Raw genomic sequence first — 26,081 nt, forward strand, 5'->3', positions numbered from 1 at the left:
GAGAGGGTTAAGCGGACAGCCAGGCGAATTCGTGAAAGCGGTAGCCCATCATCATGCCGGAGGGCCAGGCTTCGACGCCCTTCACCTTTTTGCTGTAGCCGTCGGTGGAGCTGATAAAGGTAGGAATAATGGTGCCGCAGTGGTCGTAGATCAGCTTCTGCATATCGCCGTACATCTGCTTGCGTTTCCCCTGGTCGCGCTCGCCGCGCGCCGCCGTCACCAGCTGGTCGAACTGCGGGTTCTTCCAGCCCGACTCATTGTTGGGCGCGCCAGACAGGTAGAACTGCGAGAAGAGCATATCGAGCGTTGGCCGCGGGTTGATAGAGCCGTAGCCCACGGGATCTTTGGTCCAGTGCGTCGACCAGTAGCCGTCATAGGGCACGCGGCGTACCTTCACGTTGATGCCGGCGTTACGCGACACCTGCTGGATCAGCTGGCCGCCTTCGACCGCCCCTTCGATATTCGGCGTGGTGACGATCTCTACCGTCGCGCCCTTCATCCCCGCCTTTTCGATATGGAATTTCGCCTTTTCCACGTCGAGCGGACGCGGCTTCAGCTCGGCGTTATAGAGCGGATGCCAGGGCGGCACCGGCGTATCGTTGCTGACGTCGCCGTAGCCCTGCAGTACGGTTTTTACCAGCATCTCGCGCGGCTGCAGATATTTCATCGCCAGCACAAAGTCTTCGTTGCTGCCCGGTTTGATATCGGTGCGCACAATCAGGTTGGTGTACATCCCTGATTTGCTCTCCAGTACGGCGAAGTCGCTGGTCGCCTTAATGCGCTTGCAGTCGTTAGCGCTAAGGGTCGAGACGATATGCAGATCGCCCGACATCAGGGCATTGACGCGCGCCGCCTGGTCGGTAACGCCCAGCAGCTCCACCTCGTCGAGATGCGGCAAACCCGGCTTAAAATAGTTGGGATTTTTGCTGCCGACCGAACGTACGCCCGGCGTAAACTCCTTGCAGACGTAAGGCCCGGTGCCGATGCCTTTGGTAAAGTTTTTGGTGCCGTCTTGCACGATCAAAAACGGCGGCGCGGCGAGAATATAGGGCAGATCGAAGTTTGCCTGGCTCAGCACCAGCTGCACTTCGTTGTCATTTACCGCGTTCAGGCTCTGGAACTGCTCGGCGATTTTAAAGGCGTTAGAGGCGACCGCGGCATCTTTATGGCGGCTCAGCGAGTAGATCACATCTTTAGCGGTCAGCGGCTTGCCGTCGTGGAAGGTCACGCCGCTGCGCAGCTTAATCTGCCAGGTGATGCCGTCGCTGGAGTCGAGCGACGCCGCCAGCGCCGGCAGGGCTTTGAGATCTTTATCCAGCTCGGTCAGGCCGTTGTAGAACATGCACTGCCGGGTATAGTCGCCGCTGTTGTTGGCTTTGGCCGGGTCAAGGGTATCGGTCGCGGAGGCGTTTGACATCGCGGCGCGTATTTTGCCGCCTTTCACCGGCGTTTCGGCGGCAAAGCCCAGCTGTGGGAAGCCGATAATGCCGCTGCTCATCACCGCGCCGGCGGAGAGCATTTTCATCAGGCCGCGGCGTGACAGCGTGCCTTCGGTCAGCATGCGCGTCAGCGCGTTATTATCATTTTTACTCATCTGCGTACCCTCAATAGCGTTTAAGGTTCAACCCCTGGAATGAAGCATCAAGAGAAACGATCTTTGGCTTTGTAATAGAGTCCGGCCAGCGGCAAAAACCACGGCTTGCCGTGATAACCGGGCAGCGCGGGCCAGGCGTCGCGCTGCCAGGGATTGCGATTGCTTTTTTCGGCGATCAGATCCGCCATCACCGCGCCCATCCACACCGACATCTGGGTGCCGTGGCCGCTGTAGCCCATGGAGTAGAAAACGCCGTCATGTTCGCCCGCGTGCGGCAGCCGGTCGGCAGACATATCCACCATGCCGCCCCAGCAGTAGTCGATGCGCGCCTGCGCCAGCGGCGGGAAGAGCCTGGCCATGGAGGCCTGCAGGATGTCGCCGCTGCGCGAATCGGAGGTGGGATTGCTGACCGCAAAGCGCGCGCGGCCACCAAATACCAGCCGACGATCGGCGGTGGTGCGGAAGTAGTTGCCGAGGTTGAGCGAGGTGACATAGGTACGATCGTTTGGCAGCACGCGACGGATTAACGCATCGCCCAGCGGCTCCGTCACCACGATAAAGCTGCCCACCGGCACGATACGGCGTTGAAACCAGCGAAAAGGCCCGACGTTAGAGCAGCCGGTCGCCATCAGCACCTTGTCGGCGAGGATCTCCCCTTTGGCGGTCTGTACGCGGTGGCGATAGCCGTCAAGGCGGGTTAAGCCGGTTACGGCGTGGTGTGGAAAGATTTTCGCGCCGCTGCGCGCCGCCGCCGCCGCAAGGCCGACGCCGAATTTGCCCATATGCATCTGGCCACCGCGCTGTTGCAGCAGCCCGCCGTGAAAGGCGTCGCTGTCAACTTCGCGGCGGATCGCCTCTTTGCCGAGCAGCTCAATCTCCGGGTCCACGGTGCGGCGCATCAGCTCCCAGGCCTCGCGCAGACCGGCGAAATGCGACGCCTTACTGGCGAGCTTGAGCTTGCCGCACAGGCGAAAATCGCAGTCGATCCGCTCATCGCGCACCAGCTGTTCGACATAGCTGACCGCATCGTCGTAGGCGCGGTAGAAGCGGCTGGCTTTCTCGATGCCCTGGCTCGCCACCAGCGAGGCGAAGTTCTGCGCCACGCCGGTATTGCAGTGTCCACCGTTGCGCGCCGAGGCCTGGCTCATCACCTCGCCGCCCTCCAGCAGCACCACGTCAAGGCCGCTGCGCGCCAGGCTCAGCGCTGCCGAAACGCCGGTAAAGCCGCCGCCGATCACCACCACGTCAGCATGCGACGGCAGCGACCCCTGCGCCGCGCCGTGAAACGGCGGTGCCGTGGCCTGCCAGAACGATTCGAGTTTCATAGCGCACTCCTCAGAGTCCAACGACGGCAGGCAATGCGCCGATGTCATGGATTTCGGTGTAGCCGTAGTAGGGGTTAGCCGGTTCGTGACCGCGATTAACCCAGGCTTTATGGGTGATGCCGAGATCGTGCGCCGTCATCAGGTCGTAGCGAAAGCTGGAGGAGACGTGCAGGATCTCGTCCGGGCGGCAGTCGAGCTTCTGCAGCATATATTCAAAGCCCTTCATCTGCGGTTTATAAGCGCCCACCTCCTCCGCGGTGATCGCCATATGGATCGGCGCGCCCAGACGCGGAATATGGTGCGGCAGCAGATCCTTCATCGAGTTGCTGAGCAGCACCAGCGGGAACTCGGTTGCCAGTTTCGCCAGCCCGGCAGGCACGTCGGGGTGCGGTCCCCAGCTGGCGCAGTCGGTGTAGATAAAGTCGCTGTCGGCCTTATCCCACGCCACGCCCCATTTTTTGCAGGTGCGCTGCAGCGCGTTGCTCACCACGTCGTAGTAAGGCTTCCAGGCGCCCAGCACTTCATCCAGACGATAACGGGCGAAATCGGTTGTGAAGGCCTGCATCTCGTCAGCCGCCACGCGCGCCTTAAAACAGCGCGCCGCCGCACCCGCCATATCGAAGTTAATCAGCGTGCCGTAACAGTCAAAGGTGATGAATTTCGGTTTAAACAGTGCCATGACGCGACCTCGTTTTAATCAGGAAAAGTTAAAAATCGATCAGTACGCTTTTCTGACGCTGGCAGGCCTGAAACGCCTGCCGCCCCAAATCTTTGCCGACGCCGGATCCAAGAAAGCCGCCGGTGGGAATGATGAAGTCGCCGGAGCGGCCGTAGCGGTTGACCCACACGGTGCCCGCCTCAATGGCGCGTATGGCGCGCAGCGCGCGCGGCAGGCTCAGGGTATGCACGCCCGCGCACAGGCCATAAATCTCATGCGCCGCCAGCCGCAGGCCCTCTTCTTCGTCGTCGAAGGTCTGCACCGTCAGCACCGGGCCGAAAATCTCCTGCTGCACCGCCGGGTTATCCTCGGTGACGCCGCACAGCAAGGTGGGCTGCCAGAACCAGCCCTCACCGGTGTCGGCGAAACGCTCGCCGCCGACCAGCACTTCCGCGCCCTGCGCCTTCGCGGCGGCGATCACGGAGGCGACTTTTTTGCCCTGCCGTTCATCGATCAGCGGCGCGTAGCGGCTGTCGCCGCTCCAGGTCACGCCCGGCTGCACGCCGCGGCACAGCGCGCTCAGGCGATCGAGCAGCGGCGCAGCGATGGCGCGCTGCACAATCAGACGGGTGCCCGCCACGCAGGCCTGGCCACCGTTGGCGGTAAAGCCGCGCAGAATGCGCTGCGCCACCACCTCGATGTCGCCCGCGTCGTCAAACACCAGCTGCGGGCTTTTGCCGCCCAGCTCCAGCGTGACCGGCTTCATGCCATGCTGCGCCACGTCGCTCATAATGCGCGCGCCGGTCAGGGTCGAGCCGGTAAACGAGACTTTGCGCACCAGCGGATGCGTCACCAGCGCGTGGCCGGTCACCGCGCCGCTGCCCTGCACGATATTCAGCACGCCAGCCGGCAGGCCGGCCTGCACCGCCAGTTCAGCCATGCGCACCGTTGAAAAGGGCGTAAGCTCGGAGGGTTTGAGCACCACCGCGTTGCCCGCCGCCAGCGCCGGGCCGCACTTCCACGACGCCATCGACAGCGGAAAATTCCACGGCGTAATGGCGCCAACCACGCCGTAAGGCTCAGCGATCAGCATGCCGAGGCTGCTGTCGCGCGTTGGAAAAAGATCGCCGCTGTACTTATCAGCGCACTCGGCATAGAAGCGAATCGCTTCGGCGGTGAACGGAATTTCATGCTGGATGACATCGCCGATAGGACGGGTGGAGCCGAGCGCCTCCAGCTGCGCCAGCAGGCTGTCCTGCTCAATAAGATCGGCCCAGCGACGCAGCACCCGGCCGCGCTCGCGCGGGGCGCAGCCAGACCAGCCGCTGGTTTTCAGCGCCTGGTGCGCGAGCTGCACCGCGCGGTCAACATCGGCGGCGTCCGCCTCATGCAGCGTGGCGTAGGCTTTGCCGTCGGACGGACGTCTGACGGCGAACGCCGCGCCCTGGGTTTGAACGTGATGGCCGTCAATATAATGGCCGACAGGAAGCGAAACTTTTTCAGGGTCGAAACTTAACATGGATAAATCCTTATTTGTTACACCCGTCAACCATCAGGTAATTAGCGCTAAAGCAGGACTTATATTCAGCGTTAATAAGCTTGTGCAAAAAGGTAATGCAGAAAGTATGCCAGCCAGCTGAAAAATAAAAATGCGTTTAAAACAGCGCAAAAAAATTTTCTGCCGTATTGAAACAGGAAATTTTGCGTAATTGCCGAAGGAATAAACAGATGATTTGGCTCACAAAATTCATGCGTTACCGTGGTGCATTGCGCATGAAACTTGCACTAAAATGGCGAACAGTGAGAAAAACCTGACGCAGCGCACAAAATAAAAAAGCGTTTGCCACTTACGCGACAAACGCTTTCTACAGGAAATTAAAAAAAGCCGGAGAATTAATTCAGGCTGCCAATATGGAAGGCTTTCTGTTCCAGATATTCTTCAATGCCATAGCGCGATCCTTCCCGGCCAATTCCCGATAATTTTACGCCGCCGAATGGCGCGACTTCTAATGAGATCGCGCCGGTATTAAAGCCGACCATGCCAAATTCCAGCGATTCGGCGACGCGCCATGCGCGACGAATATTTTCGGTAAAGAAATAGGCACCCAGGCCATAGGGCGTATCGTTGGCCATCGCGATCGCCTCTTCTTCCTCGTCAAAGATAAACAGCGGCGCGACCGGACCGAACGTCTCTTCATGGGCGATACGCATCTGTGCCGTAACCTTGCCGAGCACCGTGGGCTGCACGTAAGTGCCGTTGCCGTGGCTGGCGCCGCCGGTCAGCAGCTCCGCGCCCAGGCCGAGCGCATCTGCGATGTGGCCGTTAACTTTCTCAACTGCGCGCTCGTTGATCAGCGGGCCGATAGTGCTGCCTGGCGCAAAGCCATCGCCCACCTTCAGGGTGGCGACCGCGTCGAGCAGCTTCGCCGCGAAGCGTTGATAAATAGCGCGCTGCACCAGAATGCGGTTGGCGCAGACGCAGGTCTGCCCGGCGTTGCGAAACTTGCTGACCATTACGCCCGCTACCGCGATATCGACATCGGCGTCGTCGAAGACAATAAAAGGCGCGTTGCCGCCCAGCTCCAGGCTGAGGCGTTTTACGCTGTCGGCGCTCTGCTGCATCAGCAGCTGGCCGACGCGCGTCGAGCCGGTGAAGGAGATTTTCCGCACCAGACGGCTGCCGGTCAGCGCCGCGCCAATCTCGGTGGGCAGACCGGTCACAACCTGCAGCACGCCGGCGGGAAAGCCCGCGCGCTCTGCCAGCACCGCCAGCGCCAGCGCCGAAAGCGGCGTCAGCTCCGACGGCTTGACGATAATAGGGCAGCCCGCCGCCAGCGCAGGCGCGACTTTACGCGTGATCATGGCGATGGGGAAATTCCACGGCGTGATGGCCGCCGCGACGCCGACCGGCTGTTTCAGCACCAGAATGCGGCGATCTTCGCTCGGCGCAGGAATGGTGTCGCCGTAGATACGGCGCGCCTCTTCGGCGAACCATTTGACAAAGCTCGCGCCGTACAGCACTTCGCCCTTCGCTTCGGCGAGCGGTTTGCCCTGTTCGGCGGTCATGATTGCCGCCAGGTCGTCGGCGTTATCGAGAATAAGCTGATGCCACTTCTCCAGCAGCGCGGCGCGGCTGGCGTTGGGTGTTTTGCCCCAGGCGATGCGCACCGATTCGGCGCAGGCGATAGCCGCTTCCGTCTCAGCGCGCCCCAGCGCCGGAATGGTCGCCAGCGTTTCACGACTGGCGGGATCGACAACCGGCAAGGTCTCGCCGCTGTGAGCATCCTGCCAGCGGCCGCCGAACAATGCCTGCTGGCGCAGCAGATCGGAATCTCTTAGTTGAAGACGCGACATCTCACTCCCCTTTTTCATCGGTTTTCTTCCACTCTATCGCGTCGTCTCAGCGCAGGATGTTTTTCTCACCAGGCAGAAACCCGAAACAGCGAGTTTTGCGGAGTTAAAAAAAATTTTATGCCGCGCGGCTGCTATGCTCAGTTTTTAAACAAGGAGATAAGTATGAGCGATCATATGTGGCGATCAGTCGATGACTATTTCACCCAGACGCTGGTGAAACCGGATGCGGCGCTGGATGCAGTGCTGGCGCGCAACGCCTCCGCTGGCCTGCCGCCGATTGACGTGGCGGCCAACCAGGGCAAACTGCTCTACCTGCTGGCGTGCATGATGAACGCCTCGCGCATTCTGGAGATCGGCACGCTGGGCGGATACAGCACGCTGTGGCTCGCACGCGCCCTGCCGGAGAGCGGCCGCATTGTGACGCTGGAGTTTTCGCCGCAGCATGCGCAGGTGGCGCGCGAAAATTTCGCCGAAGCGGGCATGGTGGATAAGATAGACCTGCGGGTGGGTGCGGCACTGGAGATCCTGCCGACGCTGCAGGGGCCGTTCGATATGATCTTTATTGACGCCGATAAACGCAATAATCCGCACTACCTGCGCTGGGCGTTGAAGCTGGCGCGCGTCGGCAGCGTGATTATCGGCGATAACGTGGTGCGCGGCGGGCGCATTGTCGATTCGCAATCAACAGACGAAAACGTGCAGGGGCTGCGGCAGTATCTGTCCGACGTCGGCAACAGCCCGCATCTGACGGCCACCGCGCTGCAAACCGTCGGCAGTAAAGGCTGGGATGGTCTGCAGCTGGCCATCGTCGAGTCGCTGCCGGATTAGATCTGGAAGTCGATAACCGGCTCTTCTTCGCTCTGCGAGGAGAGCGCCTGACGTTTAATCTCCTCCAGCGACAGATTGGCGTTGCATAACTCCATAAACTGCCAGACGTAGTTGCGCTGCAGCTGTCCGCGCTTCAGGCCAAGCCAGACGGTATTGGCATCAAACAGATGGTGCGCGTCGATACGCACCAGCGCCTCGTCCCGCTGGGTTTCGCACGCCTGATCGGCAAGGATGCCGACGCCTAATCCCAGTTCGACATAGGTTTTTACCACGTCAGAATCCTGCGCGCTCAACACGATATCGGGCTTCAGGCCCGCGCTCTGGAACGCGCGGTCAACGCGCGAGCGACCGGTAATGCCCTGGCGATAGGTGATAAGCGGATAACGGCTCAGGGTGTTGAGCGAGACCGGCTGCTGCTGCACCAGCTCATGATCGCTGGGCACCAGCAGCGCATGGTGCCAGCTGAACCAGGGGAACGCCGCCAGGCTGGGGTTATTCACCAGCAGTTCGCTGGCGATGCCGACGTCCGCCTCGCCTGCCAGCAGCATGGCGACAATCTCCTGCGGCGATCCCTGATTAAGCTCCAGCCGCACGTTGGGATAGAGTTGGCGAAACGCCTTGATAACGCGCGGCAGGCTGTAGCGCGCCTGGGTATGCGTCGTAGCGATGGTCAGAATGCCGCTGGTTTCATTAGTGAAGACGTCCGCCAGACGGCGCACCTTTCCCGCTTCATCGAGGATGCGTTCGGCGATGGTCAGCAGCGCTTTGCCCGGCTCGGTCATGCCCAGCAGGCGCTTGCCGCGGCGGATAAAGATCTCAACGCCAAGCTCATCCTCAAGATCGCGGATATGGCGGCTGACGCCTGACTGTGAGGTAAATAGCGTGTTTGCCACTTCCGTCAGATTGAACTCGCAGCGCGCCGCCTCGCGGATGATTTTAAGTTGCTGGAAATTCACGGTATTTACCTCCCTTTACGAAATTGTTATCTCCGATGGTAAAAAGGTTTATTGATATCAACAAATAATAAAAACTTTGTGCTTATGCGCAGGGGGAATATATGGCAGCGGGTGAGCGCCCCGCCAGAGCGCTTTGGTGCCTGCTGCGCAGACGGGCTGGTGTTTGCTGCGCGAATGGCTCTGAGCGGGTACCGCTCGGCGGTGGTTTGCCTGGCGTGCGCTGTGCGAAAGGCGCTAAGCGGATTCCGGCTGTCTGGTTTGCATGGTGCTCGCTGTGCGAACGGCTGGCTCTGAGCGGGTTCCGCCCGCCAGGCGCTAAGGAGTTTCAACAGCTGCGCTGCCGGCGTGCGTGTTAAGGGGCTCGCCAGCCCCTTAACAATCCCGGCTTCCGGCAGCCTCCACGCCGCGCTCCGCGCGGTCCCTTCGTTACTTACGTCAGCCTTACGGACCGCGCGGATTCGCCGTCCTGGCTCATGCCGCGCTCTCGCCGACGTCCTGTCGGCTCGTCCTGGCCGCCGCGCGCGCCTCAGCGTGTCGGATGCCTCTGTTACACCCTCGCCTGTGAGTTCTTATTTTTTATAAAAGGCTGCGTTGTCTGCCGCTTTTAAGCATCAACCTGCGTCGTCTGAATCCAGGGTTCGCTCTTGCAGCGATAAGTTCGCGTCTTCAAAAGTCAGATTTGTTGTCCTGGCCGCCGTGTGCGCCTCAGCGTGTCAGATGCCTCTGGCACACCCTCGCCTGTGAGTTCTCATTTTTTTATAAAAGGCTGCGTTGTCTGAATGCTTTTAGTGATGAGCTTATGGGGAAAGGTCGGGACTCGTAATGGGGAGTGGGAAGCCAAAAGCGGGTGGTGGATCTGGATTGGTGCCTGCACAACAGGTAAAGCGGCCCCGCGGGGCCGCCAGAGCGAGGCTAGCTGACCAGCAGCAGCGCTCGCTCCTCCGCCATAGGCTTGTTAAGCAGCGACAGCAAAATATCCTTCACCGCCTGCGCGGACGGCGAAAGCGGCAGACGCGCCGAGACGTTCAGCGACAGCGGCAGATGCAGCGCCGGGCTGTTGATGCGCGCCATCCAGGCCTGAGTTGAGCTGACCAGCGCCCGCGCGGCAGACTCCGGCAGCACCGTCACGCCCATCCCGCTGGCGACGGCGGCGGTCAGCATCGACAGAGACTCGATCTCGCCGATAATGCGCGCGCTCAGACGACGCAGTGAAAAGGCTTCGTCAACGCGCTTGCGCACCGCGCTATAGTCGCGCGGCAAAAACAGGCTCATCTGCGCCACCTGGGCCAGATCGACCGATCCGCCGGGGCAGTCGGTTGCGCCGACCAGGTAAAGCTCTTCTTTTATTAGCGGCATACTGGTAATGCCCGCCGTCGGCGAACGGTCATAGAGCACCGCCATATCAAGCTGGCCGTTCATTATCTTTTCATTCAGTGAACTGCCGCTGTTCTCATGCAGATAAACCAGAATTTCCGGATGCTGCTCCCGAACCGTTTGCAGCAGCGGCATGGTCAGCGAGGATGCCGCCGTACCCGGCGCCATGCCGATAGAGACCTGTCCGCTGAGCACCTGTCCGGCGTTGATTACCGCCGTCTGCGCCTGCTCGCACTGCCGTAAAATCGTTCGCGCATGCGCATAGAGAATTTTACCGGCTTCGGTCGGCGTTACGCCGCGCTTGGTACGAATTAACAGCTGCTGATCCAGTTCGTTCTCCAGCGTGGCAACCTGTTGACTGAGCGCAGGTTGCGCGATGTGCAGCACTTCAGCCGCCTGCGTCAAACTGCCAATATCGACGATTTTCACAAAGTATTTCAGTCGTCTTAAGTTCATCTTGCCTCCGTCACATTCCCCGAATGCCAATAACATCTGTTCGTGCGGCCTGCTGGCCTGGTAACAGACAAATTGCAATTAGCAGGCCAGTTTTTCTTCCGGCACGCGCTGCCTTATGCAGAAAAATCCTAACAGCGCGAAAAATAAGCCTTTCTGATTACGCATAAAGAGGTAATAAGCTGCAGGAATGGCGCGGCAGTAACGGACAGCCCGGCGGATGCACTTCGCTGGTGCAGCCAGTGCGAGCCAGACGTGCATATTGCGGATAGCAGAAAACAACGGGTGAGATAAGCAAAACAGAGGTATGCAGCAGAAAGGGAGCCAGAAAAAAAAGCCTGCCCGTTTTCTAAAAGCGGGCAGGCCTGAGCGTAGGAAATCAGCGTTTTTTGCGGTTGCGATGCATATCAATCGAGACGGCGGCCACAATAATAATGCCTTTAATAATATCCTGAACGTAGGCATCGACACCGACAAAGGTAAACCCACTTTTGATCAGGCCCAAAATCACTGCGCCAATCAGCGTGCCCGTAATGCGTCCGACGCCGCCCATCAGGCTGCTGCCGCCGATAACCGCTGCGGCGATCGCGTCCAGCTCGTAAGACATCCCCATGCTTGACTGACCGCTGCTGACGCGCGCCGCCAGCACCACGCCCGCCAGGCCGGAGAGCGCACCGGCGATGGTATAGACGATAATCAGATATTTATTAACGTTAATGCCAGAGACCTTGGCCGAGGTCATATTACCGCCAATAGCGTAAACGTATTTGCCGTAGCGGGTGTGCTTCAGCGCGATATGAAAGAGCAGCGCCACCACAAGAAAGATAATAACCGGCATCGCGCCCTGGCCGATGGAGGTAAAGCCGTCGGAAAGGAAGCTGATCGGATTACCCTGGGTATAATACTGCGCCAGACCGCGCGCCGAGACCATCATGCCCAGCGTAGCAATAAAGGGCGGAATGCCGGTGCGGGTGATCAATACGCCATTGACCATACCGCACAGCAGCCCCACGCCGATCCCCGCGCCGATAGGCACCACGGCAGGCATATTCACCAGCGATGGAAACATCGGCGACAGGCTGTCAGAAGTTTGCGCCAGGCTGGCCGCCACCACGGCAGTCAGCGCAATCACCGAACCCGATGAAAGATCGATACCGGTAGTAATGATGACCTGGGTGACCCCGACGGCGATAATGCCGATAATCGCCACCTGCAATACAATCAGGATTAGACGGTTGGTGTTCATCAGAAACGACTGGTCTCGCACATACCAGCCGGCTATTTCGAAAATCAGCGCGATGCCGACCATAACGATAAAGATGCCGGTATCTTTGGGCAGTTTATGCCGCAGATTGCCGAAAAATGATGTCTGTTCAGCTGCCGGAGTGGCAGTCACTTTGATATTGCTCATAGTTGTCTCGCGCCTCACTCGGATGCCAGCGACAGAATGGTTTCCTGGTCGGCCTCTTCTTTATCGAGGATGCCGGTAATACGCCCCTGATGCATTACCATCACGCGGTCGCTCATGCCGAGAATTTCCGGCAGTTCCGACGACACCATGATGATTGCTACGCCGCGGTTGGCCAGCTCAGAGATCAAACGGTAAATCTCTGCCTTCGCGCCAACGTCAATGCCGCGCGTCGGCTCGTCGAGGATCAGGATTTTGGGCTGCGCCAGCAGCCAGCGGGCGATCAGCACCTTCTGCTGGTTGCCGCCGCTCAGGTTATTGATGATTTGATCCATGGTCGGCGTCTTGATATTCAGCCGACGGATCTGCTCCATACAATCCTGCGCCATCTTGATATGACTGACGAAGCCGCTCTTGCCGCTGTACTCCGGCATATTGACGATGCTCATGTTCTCCATCACCGACAGCACGAGAAACAGCCCCGATTTCTTGCGGTCTTCGGTTAAAAACGCCATGCCCTTCTCTATCGCCGTTGAAGGCGAATCGATATTGACCGGCACGCCGTCAATCAGCACTTCGCCGCTGTCGATGCTCTCCATGCCAAACAGGCTTTCCATTACCTCACTACGCCCCGCGCCCACCAGACCGGCGACGCCCAGGATTTCACCGCGCCGCAGGCTAAAACTGACGTCATGAAAGCGATCTTTGCTGCTGAGGTTGCGCACCGTCAGCACCTCTTCGCCAATCGAATTGTTGAATTTTGGAAAGAGTTGAGTCAGTTCGCGTCCGACCATCTGGGTGATCAGCGACTGACGGGTAAATTGCGCGGTGTGATTGCTGCCGACCCAGCTACCGTCGCGGAAGATGCTGATCTCATCGGTGATGGCGAAGATCTCATCCATTTTATGGCTGATATAGATGATGGCTTTGCCCTGCGCGCGCAGGTCGCGAATGATGGTGAACAGATGCGCCACTTCGCTTTCAGTCAGGGCGGAGGTCGGCTCATCCATAATCACGATATCGGCGTTCCAGGAAACCGCCTTGGCGATCTCCACCATCTGCTGCGCGGCGATGCTCAGCTCGCCCACCAGACGGTCGGCCTTGAGACGGATATTAAGCTGGTTGAGCAGCGCCTGCGTCTGCTGGTTGAGCTTGCCGTGATCAACAAAGCCGTACTTCATCGGCTCGCGTCCCAGCCATATATTCTCTGCGACGGTCATGTAGGGCACCAGATTAAGTTCCTGGTGGATCATGGAAATGCCTGAACGCAAGGCGTCCATGGTGTCCTGAAACTGCACCGGCTCCCCTTTAATGCGGATGGTGCCCCGATCGGGACGGTACATCCCGATCAGGCACTTCATTAAAGTGGATTTGCCCGCGCCATTTTCGCCCATCAAGGCATGCACCGATCCCGGACGCACGCGCAGCGAAACGTTGTCGAGTGCCTTTACACCGGGAAAGAACTTGCTGATGCCTTCGGCTTCAAGCGCAAAAGCGGTCATACATCACCTCCGTACGGCTGAGTCGGGATCGGTTATTTCTGATTACGGTTAACGAACTGCTGCATATTGTCTTTCGTGATCAGCTGGTAAGGAATATCGATAATCTTCTGTACCTTTTCGCCCTTCGCCAGCTTAACGGCCGTCTGCACTGCGCCCTCGCCCTGCCCTTTAGCGTCCTGGAACACCGTGGCGACCATCTTGCCGTTTTTCAGCATCTGCAGCGCGTCCGGGGTGCCGTCCACGCCGGCGATCAGGATATGGTTAGGATTTTTGCCCAGCGCCTGCAGCGCACCGATAGCCATCTCATCGTTGTTAGAGGCGATCGCCTGGATATCGTCGCCTGCGGTCAGCCAGTTGCTCACCACGTCTACCGCATCGTTACGCATAAATTTGGCAGTCTGCTTCTGCACGACTTTGATGCCGGGGTATTTGGCGACAACCGCCTCAACGCCTTTGGTGCGGTCGCGCGTGGCTTCGTTAGCGAGATCGCCCATCAGAATGGCGACGTTGCCTTTGCCGTTTAACGCTTTCGCCAGCGCTTCCATCTGCAGACGGCCCGCCAGTTCGGAGTCCGACCCGACATAAGCCATCTTGTCGCTAAGCTCCGCCTGCGGGCGACGATTAACGAAGATCAGCGGGATGCCCGCTTTGGTGGCCTGATCCATGATCGGTTTCACCGCGTTGGTATCCACCGGGTTGACGATGATGGCGTCTACGCCCTGGCCGATAAAGTTCTGCACCTGCTGCAGCTGCTGGGAGACATCGCCTTTGGCGTCTTCCATCTGCCCCTGAACGCCCTCTTTCTGCATCTCTTTTTGCATCGCGGTACGCAGAATGGTGAGGAAGTTGTCGTCGAATAACGCCATAGATACGCCGACCGAAAGATCTTTCGCCATCGCGGCGGCGGGCAACATGCAGGCTAACAGTGTGACAGCGAGTGTTTTTTTGATGTTCATGAGTAACCCTTATTGTCGTTAACTTGCCGACGCCGCTGATACCGCGAATGAAAAATATCTTTTACATTCACTCAACGTTGCTGGCGGTTCAAATCTGTTTACAGAGGTGGGGCCTGGACGTTCGCGCTTTTTTGTGACTCACTCCTCCTTTTTACAATTGCTTGTTTCCGCAGGAATTAATTTTAAAATTACGTTCCAGTTTTGCTGATTCATTCCGGCGGTGATAATAAGAAGTTTATTTATTCCATTAATATTGCTTTTGAAATTTTTATCATAAAAGCACTGAAACAGTTGTTTTAACATCGCCAAATAACAAAACTTTGACACGTATCTAACATCTGCTGGGAAATGCGTTTAAAGTGAGATCCTGTTGGCAGTTTGAAATCTCGCCGAATCTGTTGAAAAAGCGGCAATCCGCTGCTTTTGCGAGCGTTCAGTCGGGAAAAATGAAATCGTGCTTTGACAAGCCACAACGGCGTCGCTAATATTCGCCCCGTTCCAACGATTCCTCTGTAGTTCAGTCGGTAGAACGGCGGACTGTTAATCCGTATGTCACTGGTTCGAGTCCAGTCAGAGGAGCCAGATTTAAAAAGCCCGCTCAGGGAAACCTGAGCGGGCTTTTGGTTTTTGGGGCAATACTGCGAATAACCCGACGCGCCAAACATTCCCGCCGGTGCAATAACAGCTCACTCTTTGAAACCCTCGCCTTACCATTTCCCCTGGATCTGTAAATGCCCGCCTGCCGCGCTGTGATACCATAACCGCTTAACCATCCTTGTTACTAAACGCTATGTCAGATACCACACCAAAAAGAAAAAACGATCCTGAAGGGCTGAAAAAACGCATTATCGCTGGCGCCCTGACGACTTTTGCCGAGTACGGCATGCAGGGCGCGCGTCTGGAGCAGATCGCTGAAAACGCGCAGACCACCAAACGCATGGTGGTTTACCATTTCGGCACCAAAGAGAAGCTCTATATCGAGGTGCTTGAACAGGTCTATCAGGCGATCCGTGAGCATGAGACCGGCCTGAACCTGGCGGCGATGGAACCTGAGCTGGCGATGAGCAAACTGGTGGAAGCCAGCTTCGACTACCATGTCTCGCATCCCGATTTTATGCGGCTGGTCTGTACGGAAAACCTGTTGCGCGGCCGCTATATCAGCCAGTCGCCACGCATCAAGGCGCTGAACCGCAGCGCCCTCGACCTGCTGGACGATATTCTGACGCGCGGCCAGCAGCAGGGCATCTTTATTCGTGAGGTCGAAACCATCGACGTTCACCGCCTGATTAGCAGCATCTGCGTGCATCACGTCTCCAACCGCTACACCTTTAACGCGCTCTTCAGCCCGGATAACAGCGAAGAGGAGAGCATTCGCCGCAATCGCCAGCTGGCGGTGACGGCGACGCTGCGCTACATCCGTAAACCGGCTTAAGGGAAGCGACAACGCTGCGATGGGCTACGCTTAACTCACTAAATTCACCGATCTCAACACAGGAATGTAGTCGTGAGCAGAGACGTCGAACGCTATCCCCTTCGCAACACTACCCTCAGCGACCAGGATGAGTCGCTGTGGAACTGGGCGCAAAACGCCCGCATCGGTAGCCGGCGGCAACTGCATCAACCGCGTAGCGAAGCAGAGCTACAGCAAATTTTGCGCGGCACGCAGGGCCGCGTGCGCGTGGTGGGCAGCCGTTTGTCGCCAGGCCGTATGCTGGACGTCGAAGAGGATGAAGTGCTGGTGGATATCAGCGCCCTCTCCGGCCTGCTGGCGCAGGATGAGCAGAGCGTCACCGTGGCGGCGGGTACCACGCTCAACGACCTCTATATCCAGCTGACCGCAATGGATCGCATGCTGGCCGCGTCGCCTGGCGTGATTGCGGTGCAAAAGCTGGCGGGCGCGATGGCGACCGGCACCCACGGCCAGGGCCTGCACCAAAGCTCGCTGGCGGACGAAGCGCTGCGCATTCGCATGGTGCTGGCCGACGGTTCAGTACGCGAGTTTACGCGCGGCGAGCCTGACTTCCCCGCCGCGCAGGTCACCCTTGGCGCGCTTGGCATTGTCACTGCCGTGACGCTGCGCACCCAGCCCTTCCGCATCTACACCTGTTATAAAAACGCCGTAACGGCGGACAACCTTGAGCAGGATCTGCTGCGCTGGAACGAAGAGTATGCGCTGAGCAAGGCATGGTGGTTTGTCGATGACAATCTGATGCACGTCTGGAACGCCCGCGAAGCAGACGCGCAGGAAACCGCAGAGTGGCAAGCGAACGGCCGCGAAGTGGTGAAGCACGACGATCAAGGCGATGACAGCCTGAACAGCACCATCGACCAGACGCTGGAGCAGATGCATCGCGATACGCAGATTCACGGCAAAGGCGGCAAACAGTTCCGCACCGTCACTCGCTTCCGCGACTTTACCGACGTCACCGGCGATATCTACCAGCTCTTCTGCCGTGGCATCGCGGTGCCGCAGATCAACGTAGAGATCGGCATTCCGCTGGCGCGTACACCTGCCGCGATCGGCAAAATCAAACGCTGGTACACCGCTAACCGCCCCCATATGCACTATCCGATTATTCTGCGCTGCACCGGCGCGTCCGAAGCCTGGCTCAGTCCCGCTTACGGCGAGCCAACCTGCTTCTTTGGTTTTGTGGTCTATTACGCCGATGACGGTTCGCTGTCGCAGGACGGCCTGCACTTTCTCACCGAAGTGGAAAAGCTGCTGGCGGAGGAAGGCGGCCGGCCGCACTGGGGCAAATATTACGACGCCGGGCGCTACGTCTGGCGCGAAGTTTATCCGCACTGGGACGATTTCCGCACGCTGTGCCGCGAACTGGATCCGCAACGCCGCTTCAGCAACCGCTATCTGACCGCGCTTTTTGACTGACTTTTACAGGGAGAGAACCATGTATGCATGGGTAACGCTGCTGACGCAGCCCGATTATCTGGTGGGCGTAAAGGCGCTGCACCGTTCACTGAAGCAGAGCAACACGCGCTGGCCGCTGGTGGTGATGGCTACCGAGGCGATCCCACTGGCGGATCGCGCCGCGCTTCAGGCGGAAGGCTGTGTGGTGCAGCAGGTCGATCCGATCTATCCCAACCGCGAGCTGGAACAGCACTACGCGTCAGCGCAGTTCGGTGAAGTATGGACCAAGCTGCGCGCCTGGCAGCTGACCGCTTATGAGCGCGTGGTGTTTCTTGATGCTGATATGCTGGTGCTGCGCAATATGGACGAGCTGTTCACGCTCGATCTTGGCAGCAATCAGCTGGCGGCCTGCCACGCCTGTCGCTGCAACCCTAACCAGATCGCCTCCTATCCCGCCAGCTGGCAGCCGGAAAACTGTCACTACACCTGGCAGGATCGCAACCAGCCCGCGCCCGCGTCGCTGGATAACTACCTGAACGGCGGCTTTCTGGTGCTGAAGCCGGACAACGCCATCTATAAGCAGCTGGCGGGTCGTATTGCGGCGATCGAGGATCTGAAGGCCTACCCGTTCTCCGAACAGGATCTGCTAAACGAGGCGTTCGCTGGCCGCTGGCAGCCGCTTCCCTATATCTACAACGCGCTGAAAACGCTGCCGTTTCAGCACAGCCGGATGTGGAATGAGCGCGAGGTGAAGAACCTGCACTATATTCTGGCGAAGCCGTGGAAGCGCGATTTGCAGCAGCCGGAGAGCGAGCGCGACCGCTACTATGCGCTGGATAAGCTCTGGTGGGAGAAAGCCACGGGTTAAGGAAAAGCCTGGCGCGCGGCCTGCCAGACCGCGCGCTTTGATTCGCTATACTTTTTGCCAGCGCCGCTCGACGGCCGACACCGCAATCGCCTCCAGCACCTTCTGCACCTGCAAACCTTCGGCAAAGTCGGGCCACAGGCGATCGCCCGCCGCAACGCCGTTGATTAAATCCCGAATCTCTACCGTTTTCTGATCGTTAAAACCGATGCCGTGTCCTGCCGAGACGCAGAAGCTGGCATAGTCGGGATGCGCCGGGCCGGTCAGAATGGTTTTAAAACCCTGTCGCCCCGCCGGTTCGTCATGCAGATAGAGCGCCAGCTCCGCCATACGCTCCTGGCTGTAGCGCAGCGTGCCCCGGGTGCCGGTAACCACATAGGTCAGCCCCATTTTGCTGCCGCAGGCGATACGCGACGTTTCAATCACGCCGTGTGCGCCGTTGCGAAAGCGCAGCAGCGCGCTGGCCTGATCTTCATTCTCTACCGGCAGCAGACGGCTGGGATCTTTTGCATCGGGACGGGTTTTAATCACCGTCATCATGTCGCCGCTGACCTCTTCAATATCACCCACCAGATAGTGCGCCATATTGACGATATGCGCCGCCAGATCGCCCAGCGCGCCGAGGCCCGCCAGCGCCTTCTGACAGTGCCAGTCGAGCGGCGTCTCCGGCTTCGCCAGATAATCTTCGTTGTGGGTGCCGTAGAAGTGCACCACCTCGCCGATTTCGCCGCGCGAAATAATCTCTTTCGCCAGCTGGCTGGTCGGGTTCTTCATATAGTTGAAGCCCACCAGCGTTTTTACCCCCGCCGCCCTGGCGGCGTTAACCATCTCTTCCGCATCTGCCACCGACAGCGACAGCGGCTTTTCTGAATAGACATGTTTGCCGTGGCGAATCGCCTCCAGCGCCATCTCTTTATGCAGAAAATTAGGGGCGCAGATATCCACGACGTCAATGGCGGGATCGCGCACCAGTTCACGCCAGTCACCGGTAGAGCGGGCGAAACCAAAGGCGGCGGCCTGCTTTTCCGCCAGCGCCGGATTAACCTCCGCCAGCATTTCCCGCACGATTTCGCCTTTAAGCGCAAAGACCGTCGGCGCCTGCGCATAGGCGATTGCGTGGCAGCGTCCGATATAGCCGCTGCCGATCATGCCGATCCTGACTCTGTTCATCGACTGCCCTCTGGTTTCATAATGAGATTTTTTCGGAATATACGTTCCGAAAAATGCGCAGGCAAACGGCAGAGATAAGAAGTGTGAGCCGCTTTGAGATCTTTATCTTACGGAAGAAAAGCGACGATAAAGAGGAGATAGCCAGCCGCGCAGTGTTAAGCATTTTTTTCATTAAGGCTTTTAAAGAAAAATAATTTTCATCTGACGCACGCCTTTTCTGCCGGTGGCGGCGCAGCCCCTGGCGTTTATTTCAGCAGTTGAACAATTTTGTGAAAAAGGGCTTTGACATGACCGATGCAGGTCGATAATATGCGCCCCGTTCAAACGATTCCTCTGTAGTTCAGTCGGTAGAACGGCGGACTGTTAATCCGTATGTCACTGGTTCGAGTCCAGTCAGAGGAGCCATATTTAGAGAAGCCCGCTCAGGGAAACCTGAGCGGGCTTTTTGCATTCCTCGCCTCAGCAGCCGACAGCGGCTATTCAGCCAGCTTAAGTCTTCTGATCGCCGGCACCAGGCTGGCCGCAAGCGTCGCTGCCAGCACCGCGGCGGCACAGCTCAACAGTACCGCCTGATTGCCGAACTGCATCGCCAGCGGCCCGGCGGCCAGCTCTCCCAGCGGAATGGTAATAAAGGAGCCCATCGCGTCATAGGCATAGACACGCGCCAGCCTGTCGCGCGGGATATGGGTTTGCAGCGCCTGCGCCCAGATCACGCCGAACTGACCAAACCCGGTGCCGGCCAGGCAAAACGCGCCCATCAGCCAGCCGGAAGAAGCGCCGCCCGCCAGCAGCAGAATGGGAAAGACACAGAGCGCCACCAGCATCACGCCGGTGAACATTGCGCGCCGCGGCCGCCAGCGCAGCGCGATACCGGAGCCGATAATCAGCCCGACGCTCTGCGCCGCAATCATCATGCCCCAGCGGGCGCGACCAAAAGTGCTGTCGGCGATAACCGGGCCGAGCACCATTACCATGCCGGTAAAGGCGGCGTTGACCACGGCGAACTGCGCTACCACCGCCCAGACCCAGCTTCGGGAGATAAACTCCCGCCAGCCGTCGCGTAAATCCTGCCAGAGCGTGGTTTGCGTTCCGGACGGCTGCGCGCCGGTGCGAACGGAGAAATAGAGCGGCGCGGCGAGCGCGAAGCCCAGCGCATCGACCGCCAGTCCCCAGCCAGCGCCCAGGGTACTGGTGAGGAGGCCGCCCAGCGACGCGCCGATAATGGTGCCGGCATAGACGCCCGACTGAATAAAGGCGTTCGCCTGGCGCAGCTTCTGCGTCGGTACGGTTTGCGGCACCAGCGCCGATGAGGCGGGCAGCGCAACACCTGCTGCCGCGCCGTTCACGGCGCTCAGCATCGCTAAACCAGCAAGGGTCGCTGAGCCGTCCAGCACCAGCCAGGCGACGCCGCTCTGGGAAAGCGCGGCAGATAGCCATAAGAATATAAGCCCACTGTTAAAACCATCTGTCACGCCAGACTACCTGAAATAATAAACAGGGCTACCCTTGTGGCATCATTATTACCTCAAATGTTAAAATTCACATTCCAAAAAAGCAGGCTCTAATAATCCGGAGGATTTTTGCCGTTAATATTTTCGGGAATTGCTTCTTCGATATACGGAATTTTATATAAATGACATTGGCTAAAAGAGTAATTTAAATGTTGAGAAAACACTAACTCAGCCGGAAAAATCCAGATAAGACAGTGCATGCTCACTCTTTTTTTACCTTTCTCAAAAAAGCTCCTTTTACTTTACATAATACCCCTATACCCAGTGACACTTCTTCTGTAACCAACATTGACATATCCTGTCAATTCTCGTTATGTTGTTATCATTTCAGTTGTTGCACTATAGGAAAGTTAAATTCACTCATGCAAAAATAATCTATAATAAAATAATGATGAAAGATGTGACTATCTTAATAAAGAAAAAATTGTCACCCTTAAATTATTTCATTGTAATAAAATCCATTATTCCATGCATTTTAGAAGTTTCTTTACATATCTGCCATTATTCCGGAATTCGTAGCAACTATTTATCTCGCGATAAAACGATAGTAGACTTGCAAAACCCCATCAATCCGAGCCAGATATTGACAAAAAGGGCCATAGCCTACATATCTGCTATTGCATGTTTTTTTATAAATCGCTATGTTAGAAGACCGCGAACTGACACTAAGGAGCAGAAGATTTGGATAATAAGCTATTGAAATCATTCATTGTTCTTGCAAAAAGTAAAAGCTATCGCGAAGCCGCAGAAAAACTCTTCATTACACAGCCAGCATTAACAAAACAAATAAACCTCCTTGAGCAGGAACTAGATTTATCTCTCTTTGAACGTGATAACCATGGGGCAAAACTGAGCACAGAAGGAGAAATGCTATATCGTAATGCCCTCAGACTGGACGAACAAATTAATCATTTTTTATGTGTCGCGAAAAAGATTCGTACAGGGAAAACAGGTAATCTTAACATTGGATATACTTCATCCTTTCTTAATATCTTCCCTGATATTGTCAGTGCTTTTAAACGTCAATATCCTAATATTAATATTAAACTTATTGAGATGTGTTCTTTACAGCAGGAACAGGAATTACTCAAAGGGCGTCTTGACTTAGGCTTTATGCGAAAACCAGAAAAGGATTTGCTTTCTTTTATACCGCTTGGGAATGACTATCTATGCGCTGTAACACATTCAGGCGTCAGAACCAAGAGAGTAAATATTGATGAATTATTTGATGCAAATAATCTTATTTTAATGAATGAAGCAAGCAATCCAGAACTTTACCATATAGTCAGCGACTACCTCAAGGAACAAAATTTCATTGGTAAACCTGCCCAATACCTGACAAACGTATATGGTGTACTGGCTCTGGTTGGTTCAGGGATGGGTATCGCTGTTCTTTCATATAGTATTATCTCGTTTTTAAAATCAGACTTTAAATGTCAGGCATTATCCGGCCCTCAGAGCGAGTGGTTATTGGGCCTTGCATGGAATAAAAAAATTGAGCTATCCCTGCGTACGGAATTCATCAACAGTATGACCGGAAAAACACAGTGATAATAGATAACCCCGCGTGGGAAAATCAATAACTTACAAGCGAAACGTTTCTTTTATATCAAGAAAAGATAGCGTCAGTGCAAGTGATGAATTAATGATCTTTTCTGCCGGAACCTGCTGTTCTTCAAGCATATTAATTGCATGGGCAAGATCACCGGTCCGGGTACAGAAATGTGAATCTGAACCGACAGAAATATATCCTCCGGCATTCATCACTTCCTCTATTACTTTACGGCAATTCGGCGAACTTCCTTTGCGTGCTATGATGGAACCGCTGTTTACCTCGAGCGCGACATTATTCCTGGCTGCAACAATGGCAATTTCCTGGTAATCAATCGGAAACTGCGGATTACCGGGATGAACAATAATTTTCACCTTCGGGTGGTTTATCACTTTTATCAAGCACTCTGTATTCTTTACAATATTTGAACACGGAGAATAAACCGGGGCATGGAATCCAGCCATAACATAATCTAGCTTATCAGCCATAATTTCATCACAGTCAATACTGCCATCTTCAAAAATATTGGCCTCTATGCCTTTTAGAATACGTAATCCATCAATGTGATTAGGAATTGCATTCATGTTGAGGAAATGCCAGCGGTGAGGGGAATCTTCAAGGGCCGGGCCATGATCAGTGATACCCAGCGCCAGCATATTTTTACGTTTTGCTTCCATTATATGTTCATATACGGAACTATACGCATGTGCGCTTGCATGGGTATGGATATGCAAATCGATCAATAAATTCATATTGAAATACCTTTGAGCTTATTCCTGAAAAAAACCCTTTGCATTACTTCCCCAGACTAAGAAAAAGCAAAATAACAACAAACCCGTTAAGACTAAAGGAAGTGAGAGAACGCCGGACCATGTTAGTAATATACCTCCGGCAAGCCCACCTCCGGCAATTGCCATATTCCATACGGTCACCATAAGAGATTGAGCTATATCAGAAGCCTTACCTGCTGTGCGTGCAGAGGCCGTCTGAAATAACGTTGCCCCGCCTCCAAATCCCAGCCCCCACAAAAAAGATGCACTCATCACGGAATAAGTGTTTTTATAAAAAAAAGATAAAATTATGGAGGACAAAATAAATAAAAATAGTCCACTCATGATAAGAAACCTAAGATGTCTGTCAATAAACACCCCTGTAATAACGATGCTGGTAACTGCCATTACCCCAAATATCAGAAGAAATGTACTGATATGACGAATACCAAGTGACTCTGTCAGGTACGGCGATATATATGTATACATCATGTTGTGACCAAGTGAAAAAATGAATGTCGCCACTAATATGGTTTTAACACCCGGTATAGATAACACTTTTCCGATAGAAAAACGCTCAGAATAGCTTGTACCTTTTTGTTCAGGTAATGTCATCATCCCAGCCACAAACAATAGCCCGGCAAGCAGCGTCATTGCATAAAATATAGTACGCCAACCGTAAATACCCCCGAGGAACGTTCCTGCCGGAACCCCCAGGGAAAGCGCCAGCGGAACGCCCAACATAACAATAGTTATAGCCCGTCCCTGTCGGGACGGCTTTACCATTCTGCCCGCATACCCAGCAGCCAGCGCCCATAAGAGACCTGCGAAAATTCCGGCTATAAACCGCGCGAACAATGTGATAACAAAAGAATCAACCGCAGCAGTTATGCCATTTGATACGGCAAATCCCCCCAGTGTAATTAAGAGTAGATTTTTCCTTGACCAGTGTTGTGTTGCCAGCGTTAACGGAGCAGCTGAGCACAGAGAACCAACTGCATAGAGTGTCACCCACTGGCCCGCTTCGGAAGCGCTGACGTGAAATGACTGCTCCAGAGAATGGAGAAATCCAGCAGGGAGTGCCTCAGTCAATATGGAAAGAAAAAGCGCTGCGCCGATAATACCAAGCTGAAATACAGGCATTCCCACTTTAGCCTTAGTCATATCTGTAAAATCCTCCATAATTTGACCTGTTTATTTAATCATTCCGTAAGCTTTCATGAACTCTTCGGGATAACGCATGCCTGCGATTTCATGCCCTGAGAGGATTTCAGATATCATGGAAGTCTGTTGTGTCGTTAACGCTATGTTTGCAGCCCGAATATTTTCATCCAGGTATTGTGGGGTCCTGGTTCCGGGAATAGGGATAATTTCGGCGTCATTATTCATGATCCATGCCAATGCAAGTTGCGCAGGGGTCATTCCGTTAGCTGTGGCGAAGGCCCTTAATTTATCAACTATCCTATTGTTTGTTTTAAGGTTACTCCCCATAAAACGTGGGAGATAGCGACGCGAATCATTCTGCGCGAGCGTACCTATATCCTGTAGCTTCCCACCAAGTAATCCCCTGCCCACAGGACTGTAGGCCACAACCGAAATACCGAGTTCATTGCAGGTATCAAGGACGCCATTAAATTCAATGTCGCGGGACATCAGAGAATATTCTGTCTGAACCGCACTTAGACCAAACGCTCCACCGGACAACTCCTGTAGTTGTTCGTGTGCAAATCGGATTGTTTCAGCGCTGACCTCTGACAGGCCAATTGCGTTAATTCTGCCATCTGATCTTAACTGGTACATCGCACGCATCGATTCTCGGAGTGAGGCAGGTTTCTGAATCACTCGATGCAAGTAATATAGATCAATACTTCTTCCCAGCCTTTCGAAACTTTGTTCGAAAGAGCGAAGAATGTAATCACGGCTATTATTGACTTCACGATGAAGGGGATTATAAACATCCCGAACTATACCGCATTTGGTCGCCACAATGACCTCATCGGCTGCATAATTTTGCAGAACCTTTCCGAGTATTTTTTCATTATGCCCGTAACCATAAATATCGGCAGTATCAAGGAAATTAATCCCTTTCTCAATGACGCTGTGAAGGATTTTCATGGCATCTTTTTCCGACGTTGGGCCGTAAAACTCTGATAGCCCCATGCAACCATAACCTTCTGCCGTTACGGTCAGTGCTGAATGTCCAAGAGTGATCTTTCTCATAATACATTATATCCTTTATTATACCCATTTATTACCAGTGATTATTTGACACTATTTCCTTGTCTATACTAATCAACATATCGCTAGTAAACTCCCTTACAGACGGGATTATGTATCTCACACCAGTTTCCAGCATTTGTTCTTTCTGATAAGTAGTTACTGGCGTGCCAATAAACGCGGTTTTATAAAATTTTGCGACCTCAGCCAATCGGTTAATATCGTCAATGAAAAGGACTTCATCGAAGTTTAGCTTAAAAATATCTCGGGTTATCTCCATGACACCCGGCCTTATAGAGTTGGTATCAATATAAGGCTTGTCATTATCAAAGTACCTTCTAAGTGAGGAAAGGTATTTGTCAAAAATATACTCTTTTGTCCGCCCACCATATGAAGTTACTCTAACATTAAACTCCTGCAATATTTTCAGGAAATCTTCAGCCCCAGGAGTAATTTCGATAGGATGTGCTTTAATGTATTTCATATGATGATTAAAGAAAGCATCAATGGTTTTTTGTGCTGACCAGGGTAATTTGCAGGTCAGAGACATATTGTGGCCACCGGCAATATGAGGAGAACCCCAGACCAGCCGTTCAAGCTCTGGGGTATAAACACCACCATGTAGCTCAACAAATGATTTAATTGCAGGGCTATAAGTATCGTTTAAAAGTACACCATCAACGTCAACAGCAACAAGCTTTATTTTATTTAGTGTATTCATT

21 protein-coding genes and 2 tRNA genes are annotated in these 26,081 nt (G+C 55.1%); 7 read left to right on the forward strand and 16 right to left on the reverse strand.

What is annotated here, in order from left to right; all coding sequences use genetic code 11:
* Positions 1-7 precede the first annotated feature (7 nt).
* The 5 genes from MHZ89_RS07695 to MHZ89_RS07715 all read right to left on the reverse strand — a co-directional run bounded on the left by MHZ89_RS07695 (position 8) and on the right by MHZ89_RS07715 (position 6,931).
* Positions 8-1,594: an ABC transporter substrate-binding protein gene (locus MHZ89_RS07695; protein WP_311782513.1), complete on the reverse strand. Its 1,587-nt coding sequence runs from the start codon at positions 1,592-1,594 to the stop codon at positions 8-10.
* A 47-nt stretch (positions 1,595-1,641) separates the two neighbouring features.
* Positions 1,642-2,919 carry an FAD-binding oxidoreductase gene (locus MHZ89_RS07700; protein WP_311782514.1) on the reverse strand — a complete coding sequence of 426 codons (1,278 nt, stop codon included), beginning with the start codon at positions 2,917-2,919 and terminating at the stop codon, positions 1,642-1,644.
* Between the two features lie 10 nt (positions 2,920-2,929).
* Complete coding sequence (locus MHZ89_RS07705) at positions 2,930-3,598, reverse strand: haloacid dehalogenase type II (protein WP_120453444.1); 669 nt, start codon at positions 3,596-3,598, stop codon at positions 2,930-2,932.
* Between the two features lie 28 nt (positions 3,599-3,626).
* The gene (locus tag MHZ89_RS07710; protein WP_311782515.1) at positions 3,627-5,096 is read right to left on the reverse strand and encodes an aldehyde dehydrogenase family protein; all 1,470 of its coding nucleotides are present in this window, start codon (positions 5,094-5,096) and stop codon (positions 3,627-3,629) included.
* A 374-nt stretch (positions 5,097-5,470) separates the two neighbouring features.
* On the reverse strand, positions 5,471-6,931 hold the full coding sequence (locus MHZ89_RS07715) for an NAD-dependent succinate-semialdehyde dehydrogenase (RefSeq protein ID WP_311782516.1): 1,461 nt from the start codon (positions 6,929-6,931) through the stop codon (positions 5,471-5,473).
* Positions 6,932-7,093: 162 nt separating this feature from the next.
* On the opposite strand from MHZ89_RS07715, the gene MHZ89_RS07720 reads away from it, so the two are divergent.
* Positions 7,094-7,759 carry an O-methyltransferase gene (locus MHZ89_RS07720; RefSeq protein WP_311782517.1) on the forward strand — a complete coding sequence of 222 codons (666 nt, stop codon included), beginning with the start codon at positions 7,094-7,096 and terminating at the stop codon, positions 7,757-7,759.
* On the opposite strand, the gene cbl is transcribed toward MHZ89_RS07720, so the two are convergent.
* The 5 genes from cbl to MHZ89_RS07745 all read right to left on the reverse strand — a co-directional run bounded on the left by cbl (position 7,756) and on the right by MHZ89_RS07745 (position 14,408).
* Entirely contained in the window at positions 7,756-8,715 is a 960-nt protein-coding gene (gene cbl, locus MHZ89_RS07725; RefSeq protein ID WP_311782518.1) for an HTH-type transcriptional regulator Cbl, read from the reverse strand. The two genes, MHZ89_RS07720 and cbl, sit on opposite strands and share 4 nt — an antisense overlap.
* A 912-nt stretch (positions 8,716-9,627) precedes the next feature.
* Positions 9,628-10,545, reverse strand: coding sequence for a nitrogen assimilation transcriptional regulator NAC (gene nac / locus MHZ89_RS07730; RefSeq protein WP_311782519.1), 918 nt, complete (start codon positions 10,543-10,545; stop codon positions 9,628-9,630).
* A 376-nt stretch (positions 10,546-10,921) separates the two neighbouring features.
* Positions 10,922-11,944 carry an ABC transporter permease gene (locus MHZ89_RS07735; RefSeq protein ID WP_311783014.1) on the reverse strand — a complete coding sequence of 341 codons (1,023 nt, stop codon included), beginning with the start codon at positions 11,942-11,944 and terminating at the stop codon, positions 10,922-10,924.
* A gap of 23 nt (positions 11,945-11,967) precedes the next feature.
* Entirely contained in the window at positions 11,968-13,452 is a 1,485-nt protein-coding gene (locus tag MHZ89_RS07740) for a sugar ABC transporter ATP-binding protein (RefSeq protein ID WP_311782520.1), read from the reverse strand.
* A gap of 32 nt (positions 13,453-13,484) precedes the next feature.
* The gene (locus MHZ89_RS07745; RefSeq protein ID WP_120453426.1) at positions 13,485-14,408 is read right to left on the reverse strand and encodes a sugar ABC transporter substrate-binding protein; all 924 of its coding nucleotides are present in this window, start codon (positions 14,406-14,408) and stop codon (positions 13,485-13,487) included.
* A 506-nt stretch (positions 14,409-14,914) separates the two neighbouring features.
* Here MHZ89_RS07745 and MHZ89_RS07750 point away from each other — a divergent pair.
* The 4 genes from MHZ89_RS07750 (at position 14,915) to MHZ89_RS07765 (ending at position 18,142) form a co-directional block, all read left to right on the forward strand.
* A tRNA-Asn gene (locus MHZ89_RS07750) sits at positions 14,915-14,990 on the forward strand.
* A 208-nt stretch (positions 14,991-15,198) separates the two neighbouring features.
* Positions 15,199-15,840, forward strand: coding sequence for a TetR family transcriptional regulator (locus MHZ89_RS07755; protein WP_120453410.1), 642 nt, complete (start codon positions 15,199-15,201; stop codon positions 15,838-15,840).
* A gap of 72 nt (positions 15,841-15,912) precedes the next feature.
* Positions 15,913-17,295 (forward strand): D-arabinono-1,4-lactone oxidase, encoded by a 1,383-nt coding sequence (locus tag MHZ89_RS07760; RefSeq protein ID WP_311782521.1) that lies wholly within the window; start codon positions 15,913-15,915, stop codon positions 17,293-17,295.
* 19 nt (positions 17,296-17,314) lie between these two features.
* On the forward strand, positions 17,315-18,142 hold the full coding sequence (locus MHZ89_RS07765) for a glycosyltransferase family 8 protein (RefSeq protein ID WP_311782522.1): 828 nt from the start codon (positions 17,315-17,317) through the stop codon (positions 18,140-18,142).
* Between the two features lie 45 nt (positions 18,143-18,187).
* Here MHZ89_RS07765 and MHZ89_RS07770 read toward each other — a convergent pair whose 3' ends face one another.
* Complete coding sequence (locus MHZ89_RS07770) at positions 18,188-19,309, reverse strand: Gfo/Idh/MocA family oxidoreductase (protein WP_311782523.1); 1,122 nt, start codon at positions 19,307-19,309, stop codon at positions 18,188-18,190.
* Between the two features lie 329 nt (positions 19,310-19,638).
* Here MHZ89_RS07770 and MHZ89_RS07775 point away from each other — a divergent pair.
* A tRNA-Asn gene (locus MHZ89_RS07775) sits at positions 19,639-19,714 on the forward strand.
* A 71-nt stretch (positions 19,715-19,785) separates the two neighbouring features.
* Here MHZ89_RS07775 and MHZ89_RS07780 read toward each other — a convergent pair.
* Positions 19,786-20,781, reverse strand: coding sequence for an MFS transporter (locus MHZ89_RS07780; RefSeq protein WP_409373240.1), 996 nt, complete (start codon positions 20,779-20,781; stop codon positions 19,786-19,788).
* Positions 20,782-21,501: 720 nt separating this feature from the next.
* Here MHZ89_RS07780 and MHZ89_RS07785 point away from each other — a divergent pair.
* Complete coding sequence (locus tag MHZ89_RS07785) at positions 21,502-22,371, forward strand: LysR family transcriptional regulator (RefSeq protein ID WP_311782524.1); 870 nt, start codon at positions 21,502-21,504, stop codon at positions 22,369-22,371.
* Positions 22,372-22,404: 33 nt separating this feature from the next.
* Here the strand turns inward: MHZ89_RS07785 and MHZ89_RS07790 are convergent, their stop codons facing one another.
* The 4 genes from MHZ89_RS07790 to MHZ89_RS07805 are packed head-to-tail and all read right to left on the reverse strand — an operon-like array spanning position 22,405 to position 26,080.
* A complete protein-coding gene (locus MHZ89_RS07790; RefSeq protein ID WP_311782525.1) occupies positions 22,405-23,124 on the reverse strand; it encodes a PHP domain-containing protein in 720 nt (239 codons plus the stop codon).
* A gap of 18 nt (positions 23,125-23,142) precedes the next feature.
* Positions 23,143-24,306 carry an MFS transporter gene (locus tag MHZ89_RS07795; RefSeq protein ID WP_311782526.1) on the reverse strand — a complete coding sequence of 388 codons (1,164 nt, stop codon included), beginning with the start codon at positions 24,304-24,306 and terminating at the stop codon, positions 23,143-23,145.
* Between the two features lie 30 nt (positions 24,307-24,336).
* Entirely contained in the window at positions 24,337-25,362 is a 1,026-nt protein-coding gene (locus MHZ89_RS07800; protein WP_311782527.1) for an aldo/keto reductase, read from the reverse strand.
* Positions 25,363-25,393: 31 nt separating this feature from the next.
* On the reverse strand, positions 25,394-26,080 hold the full coding sequence (locus MHZ89_RS07805; protein WP_311782528.1) for an HAD family hydrolase: 687 nt from the start codon (positions 26,078-26,080) through the stop codon (positions 25,394-25,396).
* Position 26,081: the final 1 nt, after the last annotated feature.

It is taken from the genome of Pantoea sp. ACRSB, assembly GCF_022346905.1.
GTDB classification, from domain to species: Bacteria; Pseudomonadota; Gammaproteobacteria; order Enterobacterales; family Enterobacteriaceae; genus Pantoea; species Pantoea piersonii.